General features: G+C 57.8%; 14 protein-coding genes and 1 pseudogene. 6 read left to right on the plus strand and 9 right to left on the minus strand.

Annotated elements, in window-relative coordinates:
* Positions 1-24: 24 nt before the first annotated feature.
* The 3 genes from AWB76_RS29435 to AWB76_RS29445 are packed head-to-tail and all read right to left on the minus strand — an operon-like array spanning position 25 to position 2020.
* Positions 25-516 (minus strand): TPM domain-containing protein, encoded by a 492-nt coding sequence (locus AWB76_RS29435; RefSeq protein ID WP_061163633.1) that lies wholly within the window; start codon positions 514-516, stop codon positions 25-27.
* Positions 510-1358 carry a TPM domain-containing protein gene (locus tag AWB76_RS29440; protein WP_061163702.1) on the minus strand — a complete coding sequence of 283 codons (849 nt, stop codon included), beginning with the start codon at positions 1356-1358 and terminating at the stop codon, positions 510-512. The genes AWB76_RS29435 and AWB76_RS29440 overlap by 7 nt, the downstream gene beginning before the upstream one ends.
* Before the next feature lie 5 nt (positions 1359-1363).
* Positions 1364-2020 carry a LemA family protein gene (locus AWB76_RS29445; protein ID WP_061163634.1) on the minus strand — a complete coding sequence of 219 codons (657 nt, stop codon included), beginning with the start codon at positions 2018-2020 and terminating at the stop codon, positions 1364-1366.
* 264 nt (positions 2021-2284) lie between these two features.
* Here AWB76_RS29445 and AWB76_RS29450 point away from each other — a divergent pair, with 264 nt between their 5' ends.
* From AWB76_RS29450 to AWB76_RS29465, 4 genes are read left to right on the plus strand one after another with little or no spacing between them, the layout of a single operon-like run.
* Positions 2285-2716: a hypothetical protein gene (locus AWB76_RS29450; protein WP_061163635.1), complete on the plus strand. Its 432-nt coding sequence runs from the start codon at positions 2285-2287 to the stop codon at positions 2714-2716.
* A gap of 24 nt (positions 2717-2740) precedes the next feature.
* Positions 2741-2995 carry a DUF2933 domain-containing protein gene (locus AWB76_RS29455; protein WP_061163703.1) on the plus strand — a complete coding sequence of 85 codons (255 nt, stop codon included), beginning with the start codon at positions 2741-2743 and terminating at the stop codon, positions 2993-2995.
* A gap of 1 nt (position 2996) precedes the next feature.
* The gene (locus AWB76_RS29460) at positions 2997-3644 is read left to right on the plus strand and encodes a methyltransferase family protein (protein WP_061163636.1); all 648 of its coding nucleotides are present in this window, start codon (positions 2997-2999) and stop codon (positions 3642-3644) included.
* An 18-nt stretch (positions 3645-3662) separates the two neighbouring features.
* Positions 3663-6074: a heavy metal translocating P-type ATPase gene (locus AWB76_RS29465; RefSeq protein ID WP_061163637.1), complete on the plus strand. Its 2412-nt coding sequence runs from the start codon at positions 3663-3665 to the stop codon at positions 6072-6074.
* An 84-nt stretch (positions 6075-6158) separates the two neighbouring features.
* On the opposite strand, the pseudogene copM reads toward AWB76_RS29465, so the two are convergent.
* From copM to AWB76_RS29490, 6 genes and pseudogenes are all read right to left on the minus strand, one after another.
* Positions 6159-6397: pseudogene (gene copM, locus AWB76_RS39500) on the minus strand (CopM family metallochaperone); the annotation flags it as partial.
* Positions 6398-7461: 1064 nt separating this feature from the next.
* Positions 7462-7824, minus strand: a complete 363-nt coding sequence (locus AWB76_RS39505) for a COG4315 family predicted lipoprotein (protein ID WP_082864559.1) — start codon at positions 7822-7824, stop codon at positions 7462-7464.
* Positions 7825-7912: 88 nt separating this feature from the next.
* A complete protein-coding gene (locus tag AWB76_RS29475; RefSeq protein WP_061163638.1) occupies positions 7913-9154 on the minus strand; it encodes an MFS transporter in 1242 nt (413 codons plus the stop codon).
* Positions 9155-9551: 397 nt separating this feature from the next.
* On the minus strand, positions 9552-10583 hold the full coding sequence (locus AWB76_RS29480) for a YncE family protein (RefSeq protein ID WP_374729958.1): 1032 nt from the start codon (positions 10581-10583) through the stop codon (positions 9552-9554).
* A 32-nt stretch (positions 10584-10615) separates the two neighbouring features.
* On the minus strand, positions 10616-11068 hold the full coding sequence (locus AWB76_RS29485) for a chromate resistance protein ChrB domain-containing protein (protein ID WP_061163640.1): 453 nt from the start codon (positions 11066-11068) through the stop codon (positions 10616-10618).
* Entirely contained in the window at positions 11065-11802 is a 738-nt protein-coding gene (locus tag AWB76_RS29490) for a superoxide dismutase (RefSeq protein ID WP_244173495.1), read from the minus strand. Before AWB76_RS29490 ends, AWB76_RS29485 begins: the two co-directional genes overlap by 4 nt.
* A 169-nt stretch (positions 11803-11971) precedes the next feature.
* On the opposite strand from AWB76_RS29490, the gene AWB76_RS29495 reads away from it, so the two are divergent.
* On the plus strand, positions 11972-12949 hold the full coding sequence (locus tag AWB76_RS29495; RefSeq protein WP_061163641.1) for a chromate resistance protein ChrB domain-containing protein: 978 nt from the start codon (positions 11972-11974) through the stop codon (positions 12947-12949).
* Between the two features lie 185 nt (positions 12950-13134).
* The gene (gene chrA, locus AWB76_RS29500; RefSeq protein ID WP_061163642.1) at positions 13135-14496 is read left to right on the plus strand and encodes a chromate efflux transporter; all 1362 of its coding nucleotides are present in this window, start codon (positions 13135-13137) and stop codon (positions 14494-14496) included.
* The last annotated feature ends 50 nt before the right edge of the window (positions 14497-14546 follow it).

Consider the following 14546-nt stretch of genomic DNA (forward strand, 5'->3'; position numbering starts at 1 on the left):
TTATGCCCCCAAGTCGTTGATTTGCTAATAGTACTCCTCAACGTCACTATGAGCTGGGGTTTTGCAGAGGTTCCTTAGCAGGGTTGTGACTTTCTCGAGGCCGCGTAGGGTACCCAACTCAAACTCGCGACATCGGAAGTGCGCTTCCATCAACCGACAAATTGATTCCCATTCTGCTGTCGAGACTCGCGAATGAATGCCTCGGTCTGCGATGATTTCAACGTCGCGGTCCGCCAATAAGACATAGATGAGAACCCCGTTGTTGTGCTCCGTGTCCCACACCCGAAGCAGAGAAAACACGTCAATTGCGCGTTCGCGCGCAGTCAATCCATCGAAAAGGGCGACACTGTGCAGCGCGCCTTCGACAACGAACCTAACCTGGCCAACATGGGCATCGTGACTCTCTCGAATGGCTTTTTCGATGGCCGATAGGATACGAGGTGGGAATGCCGCCTTGACCCGCCAATGGGTCATCATCAGATGCCGAACGATGCGCTTCAGGTTCACAGCTACCATCTCCCCGAGGCGCCACCGCCACCAAAGCCGCCTCCACCACCTCTGAAAATATCGCTATTCGAGCGGCCGCCAGGCCCGCCTGAACGGCCTCCGATGTATCGCCCACCCGCGAATGCCCCCAAGCCGCCGCCTACAAGGGTGAATACGAGGGCGATTCCTCCTGCGACGATGGCAACGAAGATGGCGCCAGAGAGCACCCACGCCAGAATGCCGATGATTCCGCCGGTCACAACGGCGCCGGTCAACCGACCGAGCAAGACGCGCAACAATCCTCCAGCAACGATTGCCATCACGAACAACACCGGCAGTAGCCGCCCAATGCCATCGGATTCGCCTCGACTTCGTGATGGTGCGGGGAGCGGTTCTCCGTTGGCGACACGGATAATACTGTCAACGCCAGCGGAAACGCCGCCATAGAAGTCACCCTGCTTGAACCTGGGGACAATCACTTCACGGATAATCCGGCTACTGGTCGCATCGTTCAGTGCGCCTTCGAGACCGTATCCGACCTCGATGCGCAGCGTGCGGTCGTTCTTCGCGACAATCAGCAGCGCCCCGTCATCAATCTTTTGCCGCCCGAGCTTCCATTGGTCCACCACGCGCATCGAATACTGCTCGATTGTCTCGGGCTGTGTGGTGGGGACAATTAGCACCGAAATCTGCGTCCCCTTGCGAGCCTCGAAGTCCTTGAGAGTTTGCTCGAGTGCAGAACGCTGCTCGCTCGTTAGTGTTCCAGTCTCGTCCGTCACGCGGGCGGTCAATGACGGGATGGGTGCTTCGGCACGTACGCCGCCATTGGCGAAGGCAAACGCCGCCACGAGCAACGCGAACAGTCGGCGCATGAAGGTCAATTGTTTGCTCCGCCCGCCGATGCAGGTGCCGCGCCAAAATCGACTCGCGGCGGCTTCGAAATCTCCTCTTCATTGGCAACTGAGAAGTTCGGCTTTTCCTGATAGCCAAACGCCTTTGCCGTCAGATTGCTCGGGAACGACCTGACCGTGGAGTTGTACTGCTGCACGGCTCTGATGTAGCGAGTGCGCGCGACCGCAATGCGGTTCTCCGTGCCTTCGAGTTGGGCCTGCAAATCCCTGAAGTTCGCGTCGGACTTCAGCTGCGGGTAGTTTTCCGATACCACGAGCAGACGGGAAAGGGACGAGGTGAGCTGGCCCTGTGCCGATTCGAATTTAGCAAACGCCTGTGGGTCGGACAGCAGGTCCGGTGTCGCGCGGATGGCGCCAACCTGAGCTCTGGCCTCGGTCACCTTCAACAGAACTTCCTTTTCCTGATTAGCGTACCCCTTCACGGTATTGACGAGATTCGGCACAAGGTCGGCGCGACGCTGGTACTGGTTCAAGACTTCCGACCAGCTTGCCTTGACCTGCTCGTCCTCTGCCTGGATAGCGTTGTATCCGCAGCCAGTGAGTATCAGTGCGGTTACAAAGAGGAGGAACCCCGTGAGTATGCGAAGCGTTCTACCGCGCCCGTCAGTTGGCTGGTCATACATTCATGGCCTCCACGTCGCCCAGTACCTTTTTCCAAGTGATTTACCCAAAAGGCGCCTTCATGCTATCGCGCAGTTGCATCCCCTTATTGACGTAAGTCAACCCTGGTTGCGTTTGAAGCGCATACGTGCGCGACGAGCGATAGCTAACCACCTCGCCCGCAGGAGCTCGAGCCCTTTCTCTGCCCCGGTTGAGCTAGGTCAAGGAACACCGGTCCGCCGGCGATAAAGTTGGACATCACTCTCGCTTGAGCACCAGAGGAAACGATGATTTTGCTCAAAAGACTCGTAATCGCCACCGTAATTCTCGGCGTCTGCCGCGTTGGAACCGGTCTGGCTGCCGAGCAGACGACCGGCGACGCGGACCACAAGGCGCATCACCCGACTGCAACCAAGCCCGTCGCGAAATCCAGCAAGACACAACGACAAATCGACGAACAGATGAAGCAGATGCAGGCAATGCACGAAAAGATGATGGACGCCAAGACGCCCGAGCAACGTGCGGCACTGATGGACGAACAGATGAAATCCATGCAGAGCAGCATGCACATGATGGATATGATGAAGCGGGACTCGGAGGCTATGCCTATGTCGGCAGATGCTCACCAAATGATGGTGAAACGTATGGACATGATGCAGATGATGATGCAGGCAATGATGGACCGTCAGTCCGCGCAGGGCCAGACACCTGGCAAGTAACGAAAACGCTCAATGGAGACGGCGATGAATGACGCCCCGCTTGCTTCACGCCCATTCTGGAAATCTCGTTCAGCTGTTGGGATGCTGGTGTTCGCCGCAATCGCAGTGTTTCTGCTGTTCTCGGAGCATCGTGCACACTTTCTCGGCGTGTTGCCTTATCTGCTGCTGCTTTCCTGTCCGCTGATGCATCTCTTCATGCACCACCACGGTCACGGGCATAGACATAACCAACCAGAAAGCAGCGAGCAGTTGCCGAAATCAGGAGGCAATCGTGACTAACATGGGGCCCGGCTACGGGCTGTGGAGTTTGGCCGTCATCAACTCCCTGGTTTTTATTATCTTTGCGTTTAGCTTCTTCAAGCCTGCGACAAAGCGGGACTGGCGGACCTTCGGCGGCTTTTCAGCGTTTATCGTTGCGCTCTTCGCTGAGATGTATGGATTTCCCCTCACCATCTACCTGCTGTCCGGATGGCTGCAGAACCATTATCCACAGACGAACCTTTTCTCACACGATTCCGGCCACATCTGGTGGATGATGACTGGCCGGCACGGCGACCCGCATTTCGGCATGCCGCACATCTTGAGTATCGTCTTCATATTCGGCGGGTTCTACCTGCTGGCCACCGCCTGGCATGTCCTGTATGACGCCCAGCGAAACGGCCAACTTGCGACCACGGGCCCCTACGCAAAGGTTCGCCATCCGCAGTACGTCGGCTTCGTGGTCATCATGTTTGGCTTTCTGCTGCAATGGCCGACGCTTGTCACGCTCCTCATGTTCCCCGTGCTGGTGTATATGTACGTGCGACTCGCGAGACAGGAAGAGCGCGACTCTGAGGCACAGTTCGGCGACGCGTGGCGCGAGTACGCAGCACGTACGCCACGCTTCATTCCGCGACTCTCACAAGACGATACGATTCACGTCCATTGATACCGGTGGCCTGCTCCGATGGTTCAATCACACACGCACGCACACGACGGCGCCCCTCATGAGAACGAGGGTGCCGTCGTGGGGCGCAGTGCTCTCCGATTGAAGGACCCGGTTTGCGGCATGCAGGTCAAAAGCGACTCGGCTCATCGCCAGACCTATCAGGGAAAAACGTACTATTTCTGCAGCAACAATTGCCGGCAAAAGTTCCAGTCGGCCCCCGACGCATACCTGCGACCGAAGACCGAAACGAAGTCGAAGACGCCAGCGCCTGAAGCTGCTACTGGCATCATTTATACCTGCCCGATGCATCCGCAGATACGGGCCACCGCGCCAGGCGCATGCCCCATATGCGGCATGGCGCTAGAGCCACTCACCCCGGTCGTAACTGAGGAGCGAAACGTCGAGCTTGAGTCGATGTCGCGGCGCTTCTGGGTGGGGCTCGTCCTGTCGGTTCCGCTGCTGTTGATGACGATGGGCAAGATGATTTTGCCATTCGACCTCGATGCGGTATTGAACGGATTGTTTTCCGGATGGCCTCACTGGATGAAGGCTTCCTGGTCCCAGTGCATTCAAGGCGTGTTGGCGACACCGGTTGTCCTGTGGGGCGGCTGGCCGTTTCTGACGCGGGGTTGGAAATCGTTCATGACCCGGCGGTTGAACATGTTCAGCCTCATCGGACTGGGGGTAGCTGCAGCCTACATATTCAGCGTCTTCGCGCTGTTCTTTCCTGACGCGTTGCCACGCGCTTTCAGACAAGGCCATGAACTCCCGCTGTACTTCGAGGCAGCGGCAGTTATCGTTACTTTGGTACTGCTTGGCCAGGTGCTCGAACTGCGCGCGCGTTCACGCACATCAAGTGCGATTCGCGACCTGCTCAAGCTTGCACCTCATACGGCAATTCGCATTCGACACGACGGCAGCGAGGAGACGGTCCCTCTCGAAACGGTCGCCGTGGGCGATTCACTGCGCGTGAAGCCCGGCTCGAAAATCCCAGTCGACGGCGTGGTCGTCGATGGGCGTTCCAGTGTCGATGAGTCGATGATTACGGGCGAATCGATTCCCGCTGAGAAGATTACGGGGAGCAAGGTCACCGGTGCGACGGTCAATCAGACTGGAACCTTTGTGATGCGCGCGGAAAAAATCGGCGCTGACACGCTGCTCGCGCGGATTGTGCAAATGGTCGCCGAGGCTGGCCGTTCACGCGCCCCCATACAGAACCTGACTGACCAGGTCTCAGGATGGTTCGTGCTCGCGGTCATCAGCATAGCGGTCGGCGCTTTCATCGTTTGGGCCGTCGCAGGGCCCGCTCCTGCGCTCGCAAACGCGCTGGTCGTTGCCATCAGCGTCCTTATCATTGCGTGCCCTTGCGCACTCGGCCTCGCGACGCCCGTGTCGATTATCGTGGGCGTCGGTCGGGGCGCGCAGGAAGGCGTACTCATCAAGGATGCGGAAGCGCTCGAACTGATGGAGAAGGTCGACACAGTCGTTGTCGACAAGACCGGGACGCTCACAGAAGGCAAACCACGTGTTCAGCAGGTGCTCGCCCTCAAGCCTGCTCAGGATTCGGCAGTCATCGGCTACGCGGCGAGCCTAGAGGGTGCCAGCGAGCATCCCCTTGTGCAGGCAATCACGTCCTACGCTAAGGAATCCGGTGAGAAGACCTCGCAGGTTGAAGCATTCGACTCCGTTCCTGGGAAGGGTGTGACCGGAAGAATCGATGGACACACCGTGTCATTGGGTAACGCTCGACTGATGGCAGACCTGGGCATCGATTGCGCATCGGTCGGAAATGAGACGGACAGATTGCGGGAGGCCGGGCAAACTGTAATGTACGTCGTGATAGACGGCGAGCTGGCTGGCTATCTGGGCGTTGCTGACCCGGTCAAGGGCACAACGCCGGAGGCCGTGCGCAAACTGAAAGCGTCCGGCGTGAACATTGTGATGCTGACCGGCGACAATCAGATTACAGCGACGGCTGTTGCGAAGTCATTGGAACTCGACGATGTCAAGGCGGGCGTTCTGCCTGAGGACAAGTATCGGCACGTGCAGGAACTGCAACAACAGGGGCGCATCGTGGCGATGGCTGGCGACGGCGTCAATGATGCCCCCGCACTCGCGCAGGCGAACGTCGGCATCGCAATGGGGACCGGCACCGACGTCGCGATGAACAGCGCTCGGATAGTGCTGGTGAAAGGTGACCTGCGCGGTATCGCCCGCGCCCGCTCGCTCAGCGTTGCGACCATGAAGAACATCAGGCAGAACCTGTTCTTCGCATTCGCCTACAACGCCATCGGCATACCGCTTGCCGCTGGCGTCCTTTATCCGTGGCTCGGCATCTTGTTAAGCCCAATTATCGCAAGCGCCGCGATGGCCTTGAGCTCGGTCTCAGTCATCGGCAATGCGCTGCGGTTACGGACTGCGCGAACATAGTCACGCAGCCGCAGCAGTTGTCACAGGGATAGGCATAATCGATGGCGGAAGCAAGCAGCGACGCGGTCTCGCAAGAGAGAGCGATTACTTCGCCGCATGCTTAGCCTGCCACCGTTGCATGAAGGCAATCTCTTCTTTTTGCGCCTTGATGATGTTTTCGCCAGCTTCTTCAACTCGGGGTCTTTTCCGTACTTGAGTCGTACTTCCGCCATGTCAACCGCGCCCCGATTATGGGGAATCATGCGAGCGACAAAGTCTTTGTCGGCATTACCGGTATAAGGCGGTGCCTGCATCCGCTGCATCATCTTCTGGTCGGCACTTTTGAGCCCCCAACCGCCACCACCCATCGACCACAGCGGCGCGCACCAACCCCGAATACCCCGTACTCACCTTCCTACGTTTCAACGCGTCTTCGCAGCGTTCATCCTGATTTTTGAGTGATGCCCCTTGGTGAAGTTGAGCCCCGCCTTATCCTAAGCGAGGCCTTCAGACACGTTCCAAGCACCATTAAGATGCCCCTCGGAGCCAGCGTCGCCCGTCAGCCGTTCGCCTCAGGGCGCTAACTTCGCCACCCTGTCCGGTGTCTCAAGACTATCCCACAGTACCGGTTGTCCCGCGACCGCTGCCGTTGATGTCCGACCAGTCGCGCGGCTGCGCCGTGGAGCGGGCAGCACTATGTATACCGCGCAGCACGGATGATGATTTCGCATTGGAAGTGCGCACGCGGAAAACTGACCACAGGCTCTGGAGGTTTGCCTGCAAAAAACATTTCAGCAGACCGGCGATGAGCTCGCGAAGATGAGCGTCGAAGCGGAAAATGACAGACCGACGTGTGCCTGATGATTTTCCGAGAGAGCCGAACCTGGGTTCTGTAACCGGGTCCAACCAAAGCTTCTCGTTCGCGAAGTCGACGGACGTTATCAAAGCGGTCTCACTGACGAGCAACTGTGGGCACGCTATGACGCGTGTGAGGGCCTTGCTAGTCAGCTATCCGCGTATGCTTCGCGAAAAATTGCTAGCTCGCGTCTGTCGCAAGACGTGGCGTTGACCCGGGCCGAGAAAGGCGTGAGATTGAAAGTCGACGCTGGCGAGTGGGACCTCTCCCGACGGGAGGTTGCTTGGGTCATGAAGCGTACGCAGCAATTGCTACTGGCTGCGGCCGACGACTAGCGAGCATACCCGCGAAATAGCCGACGCAGCATCGCGCCCTAAATGACCCAACCGCCGCTAGCTCCAGACGTCCCTCGGTGATAGCGTCCAATCGAAAGGTCGTTAGGGCCGATGTGTGCGTGGCCGTGGAGCGTCATTGCCAACTTATGCGAGTAGTTCTTCGCTTGATGAGAGAGAGTTTGAAATAGGTGGACAGCGAGCGATTGAGCACTCAAGGCTACTTCGGACGGACGACATGCCAAACGGTATTGAGCCCATCGCCATGGGTATCACCAGGCTTCTTATCCATTGCGCCGTGGTAGAGGCGCTTACCTTGATAAGCCCATTGCCGCTCGCTGCTGTCAGTTGTAGATACTAGCGACAGCTTTCCCTCTGCCTTATCGTCCGGCTGAGCAATCGCCGGTGGGAAATTTCTAGCGCAATCACCTTCGCAGGATTTGGCGTCAGGTGTCCCCGTCCCGCCAAATACGTAGAGCGTCATACCGTGTTCGTCCACCAGAATTCCGTCATTCACATGAGGTGCGGTTGCGAACGCGCTAGCTGAAACGAGAAGCGGGATGACACAAACAAGAGTCTTCACGATAGTTCTCCTTGATGTCCTAGACCGCGACTCTGAGCATCGTGAAGTTGGAGCCCGTCAGCGTCGCTTCCGTTCGTTCGTGGTTGGGCTAATGGGTAATGTCTACGCGCCTGAACACTCGCAGCAGCGTGAGGTCATATGTAATCTTTAGCACTCCGCATGCCACCAACGGCGCGCCAACATATCCCGAAGCCATCATCACTCCGGCCAGCATTGGCGCGATTGCCGCAGCGAGACTTCTAGGCACCGCGGTGAAACTGGCTGCTGCGGGCCGCTCAGGCGGCGTTACCACGGACATCACGTACGCCGTTCGTGTCGGGACATCCATCTGCGAAAGAGCACTTCGTATCAGCAAAAGCGTCAGGGTTGCCCACATTGACGAGCAAAACGCTGCGCCAATCAGACATAGACTGGAGGGAATGTGGGTGAACACCATCGTATTGAGGAGGCCAACCTTGCGAGCGAGCGGAACGGCCACCAGCTGCGAGGCTGCGGACAGCAATCCCGTCCAGAAGAAAAACTGCGCGACGATGCCCAGCGAGAGGCCGAATCGCTGCAGTAGCCAAAGTGAAAGAAGCGAATTCACAACCAGACCTCCCGCGAAGGCGTCCACGCTGAAGAGCAGCGCGAGTCGAGTGACGACGCGCCGGGAGGGACCCAATGAAACGCGAGCAGAGCTGTGAGCGGGTGGGCGCTCGGGCAGGCCACGATAGGGCCAGCACAGCATCGCTCCAGCCAGGGCATAGGCAAAAAGCATGATTCGCAGCGCAGTCAGCATTTCGACTTCGGCTCGCGAAACGAGCCATGCGGGCACGGCTGCTGCAAATGCACCGACGGCCGCTGACAGCGCACCTGCGAGACTGTAACGCGCGAAAATCACCGTTCGCGCGTCCGCCGTGGCCAACTCGGCCAGACGTGATTGTTCCAGCGGCAAGAACAGGCTGACATCCCCTGAGCTCGGGTTGAGTGTTCCGACAAACGCGATGAGCATCAGGGGCCACCACGACGACAACGAGGCAAAACCCAGTCCCGTGGCGGTCATCAGGACGGCTGCCCAAATCAGCATCCGGCGAAGCGGGTACCGGGGCCCAATCGCGCCCACCGCAATAGTCGTTAATGCCGAGCCAAACAGGGTGGCGCTGCCAGTCAGGCCGACCTCCAGTTGCCCGTAGCCCAGTGCAAGCAAGTAGACCGGCAAAAGCACTGCCACGTATCCGTCGCAAAAGCCGGGCAATGACCGTGCCGCCAGAATTCGGCCGACTCCGCCGTCGGTCCCCGAAGGCGGCACGAGGCACGAAGCAAACTGTCGAATTTTTGCGCGCAGAAGCATTTCAGCCTTTCCATCGCCAAATTTCGTCAATCATTCTTGTTCGTCCTTACTCGCTTCATCCGTTGTGCTTGCTCCGATTCGCTATCGTGAGAGTGTCCTCGAGACATCGAAGCCATCTGGTGGGGCCTCCTTTTGTTATGGAGCGAGCCCGCGGGACCGCCCGACTTGGCTTCACGCTTGGAAGAAAGGCAACCCCGACCAGTGTTCCGCGCGATTCCGGTCGAGGAAGACATGTCCTAGCGAATCGGCGTCTGCCGCTGACCAGATGACTTTCCCAAGCCTTGGCAGCGGCGGAGAACTTCTTAGCAGATACCCAGGTTTTGGTTTGCTGGGTGTTTTCGAATCGACGCTTCGAGTCACACGCCGTCAGTTCCAAGCTCACTAGCGGAAGGCTGACCTACGGATGCGACCAGAAGACACGTAGCACTGGCTTACCAGCCACGTCCCTTAGCGGAAAATATGAAATGTGCGTGTCGCTGTCGACTGCCACGACATGCGCATTCGAACCGATATAGCCGTCGCCGATTTTGGACACTGCGTCCCGCCCGATGCGGTACATGGACACGACGCCAGCCTCGCCAGCAACATATAGGAGGCCGTGACGTTCATCGTACGCTAAGACATCAGGGTCCTTTCCCGTCCCGAACATGGCTTTCACCGCCCTCGTTCGCAGGTCGAGTACAACAAGCCGGTTGTTGTCTTCGCAGGCGATGAAGGCCAGGTGCTGTGCCGGGTCGATGAGTAACCCATGGTTTCCTTTCGCACCTGGCAACGGAATTCGGGCTATGACTTGGTCCCTTTCTGGGTCTACTTCCACCAACTCCGAATGCGTCTGTTCGTTGACGAAAATGTGTTTTGAAACAGAGTCATATTGCGCGTTACCAACCTCTCCCCCAAGTGGAATCGATGCAACCGGCCGATTTGAGCCGACGTCGATGACGGTCGCGGTGCCACCGTTTTTGTCCGACACATAGAGCTTGCGTGCTTCAGGTGCATAAGCCATTCCGTCGGGGTATGCGCCGGTTGGAACGCGCGCTGTCACTTGCAGCGTACCGATGTCGATAACGACGACTTCGTTCGCGCCCGTGGCTGTCGCATACACGCGCCCTAATTGGGAAATCGCAAGCACGCCATGAACAGATTCGATGTTTGGGATGCGGCCAACAACGCGAGAGGTGATGGTATTGAAAACAATTAACTCGCTGTCACCAAGGTGCGCAAGAAACAGCAAATGTCGGCCCGCATCCAGGCTCGCGTAGTCAAAACGGGTGGGGCGACCCCCCAGAGGGATGTCGGCTATCTTTTGCAATGGCAGACCTGATACCGAAGGAGAGGCCACTGGAGCCGAAAGGGAATCGGCGCTCGCACCGAGAATGAACACTGTCAAAGCAAGTGGACCGAGAAATCGCCAGTTCGCAACCAGCGTCAAGTACGTTGCTCTAGCGTTTGGCATGGCAAAACTTATTTCGCAGGCGGCCAGCTGTGCACTTCGCTCTGACAGTCGCGGCACCAGGCGTAGAGCGCGTCATACATCACCATGCCGTGTGAAAGTATCTCCTGGTCGTCGGGAAAGATTCGTGAAAGGCCAAGCGACAACGCCAGGAGCCCCGCCGCCTGCGGAGCGAGGTCGAGCCTCGCGGTATCTGCGCCTCGCACAATGATTGCAAGCCTGGCCAACACTGGGTCCGACAATTGATACTCGTTCAAGAAAGTATCGAAACTGCAAAGGTCGCCGTTATGCGAGAGTTTCACTCCCGGCACATCGAACGGCAAGGCACCATCGCGCTCGGCGACTGCCAGAACCTGGTCTGCAGGCACAAACAGGAACTCCGGCGAGGAATCCAGGAATCGGCGAACGAGCCAGGGACACGCGATGCGGTCGATTTTCGGACGTTCTCGGGTGACCCATTTCATGTCAACCTCCGTGTCGACTGTACGGTGCTGAACCGTTGCCCGGCATTCTCCCAATTCAGCAACGTGAATAGCTGGGTCAGATAGTCGTTGCGTTTGTTCTGGTATCTCAGGTAGTACGCGTGCTCGAAGACATCGAGGACGAGAATGGGCGGCACGCCCCACGCGGTCAGCTTCTGATGATTTTCACACTGCAACACCATCAGCTTGCCGGTCGCAGGATGGTATCCGACAACACCCCAACCTGAAGCCTCCACGTTCATCGAATTGGCGAACAGTTGCGCCTTGAACTTTGCATATGAGCCGAAATTCTTATCGATTGCTTTGGCTAGTTCGCCGCTTGGTTCAGCACCTTTACCAGAGATGCTCGTCCAGTAAATCGTATGCAGGATGTGGCTAGAGAGTTGGAAGGACAACTCTTTCTCATAAAATTTCACAAGCGCAAAGTCGTTGGAATCCCGAGCCTTCGTCAACGCCTCCTCTGCTTTGTTCGCCGCAACTACAGCCGGCTTGTGATGGAAGTTGTAGTGCACCTCGACGGTACGGGAATCAATAATCGGTTCCAAGGCATCGTATGCAAAGGGCAGCGGCGCCGCCCAGTATTTGCCGTCCGCGTCTACGAGCTTGTCACTGTAACCGGTCGGCTCAGCCGCCTGCAGTACGCTGCCAGTCGAAGCCAAAACAAGGCCCGCCCCCACCGTTGTCGCTTCGGTCAGAAACTGTCTTCGTGCAGTCACATGCGCCTCCCGTTTTTTGCCGGATAGCGAAACACGCCCACTTGAGGCGCACTGAACCTCCGCCTTTGCGATTCGAAACAGCCTTGTCCTGCGACGGATGGTAGGCACAAAAGACACGCAACGCAAAATTAATTTGTAACGCGCGTAACTGTGGAGTAGTGTACGCAACATGAATCATTTGACTCAATGGCTGCTTCTCGTGCTCACCCTTCCGACCGACAATGCCACCGCGCGTATGCGGTACTGGCGCGCGTTAAAAGCGAAAGGGTGTGCTGTACTGCGCGATGGGGTGTACCTGCTCCCGGACGAAGAGAGCGCGGGCGTCGAGATGACCGAGATGTCCGAAGGCATTAGTCAGGCAGGCGGGACGTCTTATCTATTGCGGTTCGGCAGTCGCGACAGCGCCCAAGATTCAGAATTCCAGTTGCTGTTCGACCGGAGTGACGACTACGGAACGTTACGCCGGTCATTGGATGAAACCCGCAAAACGCTCACAAGCCTCACACCTGCCGAAATCACCAAACTCCTGCGCAAGACCCGTAAAGAGTTTGAAGCGATTGCGGGGATTGATTTCTTTCCGAACGAGGCATCCGTTCGTGCGCAGTCTGCCTGGCAAGATTTTGTCGCGGCCGCCGATGCCGTGTTGTCCCCAGGTGAGCCACATCAGGCGGACGGCAGGATAAAGCTTGTAAAGCGAGCGGACTACCAGGGCAGGGTCTGGGCGACTCGGAGGAAGCTTTGGGTGGACCGCGTCGCCAGCGCGTGGCTCGTTCGGCGATTTATCGACGGCGAAGCGCGATTCCTGTGGCTCGCAACCCCGGAGGATTGTCCAGAAAACGCAGTGGGCTTCGATTTCGACGGCGCGACTTTCTCACACATCAACGACCGCGTTACGTTCGAGGTGTTGGCCGCCAGCTTCGGCATCGAAGATGAGCCAGGTATGGCTGGACTCTCTAGCATGGTTCATTCGCTCGACGTGGGCGGCGTCACAGTCCCTGAAGCTGCCGGGTTCGAAGCGGTGATGACGGGAGCGAGTCAGCGCGGCTTAAGCGACGACGCGCTGCTAACCGAGATGAGCCCGACGCTCGACTCACTCCTCGCTCACTTTGCTGCGCAAGAGAAAGCAGCAGCCAAGCGGCGGCGATGAGCGCACCCGCATGCGTTCTGATACTGAGTTAATGGGTCCGTTACGCGTGGTCGGTTCGCGGCTGCGATTTGGCCAGCCTTGGCTTGCAACGCGCGCTGAGTTGATTGCAGCGAAATACCGTGGCGTGGCCACTTGCCGACCATCCGTTACTACCGCCTGTGGAGTATCAAGTGCAACAGACTAAGATGGCGCAAGACAACGAAATACGCAACGAGCGAATCAATGCCGTCGAGGCCGTGAGCCTCGGTCAAGCACTGTGGTATTGGCTCAAGCTCGGCCTTATCAGCTTCGGAGGGCCAGCGGGTCAGATTGCCATCATGCATCAGGACCTGGTCGAGCGAAAACGCTGGATTTCCGAGAAGCGATTCCTGCACGCATTGAATTATTGCATGGTGCTCCCTGGACCGGAGGCGCAACAGCTCGCTACCTACATCGGTTGGCTAATGCATCGGACGTGGGGTGGTGTAATCGCAGGCGGCCTCTTTGTACTGCCGTCGCTTTTCATACTGATAGGGCTGTCTTGGGTCTACATGGCTTTCGGCAGTGTCCCAGCCGTTGCAGGCGTGCTTTACGGCATTAAGCCAGCGGTCACCGCCATTGTCGTCTTCGCGGCGTACAGAATTGGCTCTCGTGCATTGAAGAACGCCTGGCTGTGGTCTATTGCAGCGGCGGCGTTCCTCGCCATCTTCCTGGCCAATGTCCCGTTCCCTTTCATCGTCCTGGTAGCCGGCATCATCGGGCATTTTGGGGGTAAATATGCTCCGTCCAGATTCGTGGTCGGAGGCGGACACAAGTCGGGCGACAAGGGGTTTGGTCCCGCACTTCTTGACGACGACACGCCCACCCCACGGCATGCGCTCTTCACATGGAAGCGATTCGCCCTCGTGCTTGGGGTCTTCCTGCTGATATGGCTTGCGGCCATTGGAGCGCTTTCCCTCGTGTACGGCTGGAGTGGAACGCTTACGCAGATGGCCTGGTTCTTCACGAAAGCCGCGTTGCTCACTTTCGGGGGCGCGTATGCGGTGTTGCCGTATGTTTACCAAGGCGCCGTCGATAACTATCACTGGCTTACCGGGTTGGAAATGATAGATGGCCTGGCGCTCGGAGAGACGACGCCTGGACCACTTATCATGGTCGTTTCCTTCGTCGGGTTCGTAGGTGGCTGGACCAAGGCTGTGTTCGGACCAGATGCAATTCTCGCCTCGGCTGTCGCCGCATCCGTCGTCGTGACGTTCTTTACTTTCCTACCGTCCTTCCTGTTCATTCTGCTCGGCGGTCCCTTCATCGAAACGACCCACGGCAATCTCAAATTTACTGCGCCGTTGACAGCTATCACTTCCGCCGTGGTCGGCGTCATCGTCAACCTCGCCGTATTTTTTGCGCTTCACGTATTGTGGCCACATGGTATGCAAGGCGGATTCGAATGGCCCTCGCTGTTAATCGGTCTGGTCGCCGGTATTGCGCTGTTCCGGTTCAAGGTCGGGGTAATACCGGTCGTGCTTGCTTCTGGTGTAGTCGGACTCGCACTTAAACTGTTTGTCTCCTGAGATGCTTCGCACCCGCATCGGTCGCGGATGCCGCCAAAGCTACGACACGT

Source organism: Caballeronia temeraria, from assembly GCF_001544795.2.
Classification (GTDB): domain Bacteria; phylum Pseudomonadota; class Gammaproteobacteria; order Burkholderiales; family Burkholderiaceae; genus Caballeronia; species Caballeronia temeraria.